The following is a 1090-nucleotide window of genomic DNA, read 5'->3' as shown; positions in this document are numbered from 1 at the left end:
GAGGTTCATGATATGGAGGCAGCCACACCCGTGCTGGAGGACATGAGGATTAAAAAGGCTCAGCTGAGAGAGCTAGCAGAAGAGTTTGCGCAGCACGGGATAGAGGCAAAGATCAAGCTGAAAGCGGGAAGGCTCGCTAGGGAGATAGTGCGCGAGGCAAGGGAGACCGGAGCTTTTGCCATACTCATGAGCACCGACGGCAGAGCAGGCTTGTCTAGGGTGCTTGCGGCAAGTGTGATTGAAGAGGTAATAAGGCGCGCTCCCTGTCCTGTGGTGGTGTTCAAACCCAAGTTGCTGAGGTTCACCGACAAGATCGCGCTTACTCTCTCTTCTAGGATAAAGAAGCTCAGCGCCAGTGCGGCGCTGGATCAGAGTTAAAGGAGGGCTGTGAACATGGAGAGAAACGCAGTTGTTGTAGTGAATACTGCCTTAGATGCCGGCGATTCCATCTTTGCGCTGGAGTTTGCAGAATTCTGCGCTGAGTGGCTGAGCAGGCATGCCAAGACAGGCATGGATAATGCGAAAAGCCTGCTGAAGAGGCTTGCTCCAGCCTTTGAAAAGCGTGGTATAGAGACTGAGCCTCTCGTGCGGGTTTGCTCAACTGAGCGCTTAGCCAAGGAGGTAAATGCACTTAAGCCAGAAGTGGTTTTTCTCACAGATTCAAAGCTGGCTAAGCACCTCAAGAAGGATATAATTGGACTGCAGGTGGAGTATCCCAACCCGAGGAAAAAAGAGCTCAGGGTATCTGCAGCCTACGGAGCAGCGGCATTCTTGCTATATGCAGCGATATTCACATCCTTCGGGGCAATCAAGGGGATACTCACCCAGAAGAGCTTTGTTTCAGTGGCTCTCATTCTCGGTACTGTGCTTGCGGTGGCATACATATACGGCAATACAATTGCCCACGTTTTGAAATACCTTGGCATTAAGCCAAAAGCGCACTGAGGAGGCGAGTTGTATGGGCGGGTTTGTACCTCCACCCAGTGGTTTTGAGGTTGAGTTCATAGACCTCACCCTTGGCAAAGCATTAGCTGTGGCTCTTCTGGGTTTTATAGGCGGCACGCTGAGCGGCTTCCTGGGCAGCGGGGGT

General features: G+C 52.3%; 2 protein-coding genes. Both read left to right on the top strand.

Annotated features, from left to right (window positions below; genetic code table 11):
* Positions 1-378, top strand: a 378-nt coding sequence (locus tag BWM17_RS09615) for a universal stress protein (protein ID WP_309493779.1), incomplete at its 5' end; no start/stop codon positions are given.
* Positions 379-393: 15 nt separating this feature from the next.
* Complete coding sequence (locus BWM17_RS09610) at positions 394-945, top strand: hypothetical protein (protein WP_309493778.1); 552 nt, start codon at positions 394-396, stop codon at positions 943-945.
* The last annotated feature ends 145 nt before the right edge of the window (positions 946-1090 follow it).

The organism is Candidatus Hecatella orcuttiae (assembly GCF_002009985.1).
In the GTDB taxonomy this organism is placed as follows: domain Archaea; phylum Thermoproteota; class Bathyarchaeia; order Hecatellales; family Hecatellaceae; genus Hecatella; species Hecatella orcuttiae.
Note: the sequence above shows the minus strand (reverse complement) of the source record. Positions and strands in the feature narration are given on the sequence as shown.

Coding starts and splice junctions, on each gene's coding strand:
- BWM17_RS09610 (WP_309493778.1), top strand. CDS start 394: ATGGAGAGAAACGCAGTTGTTGTAGTGAATACTGCCTTAGATGCCGGC.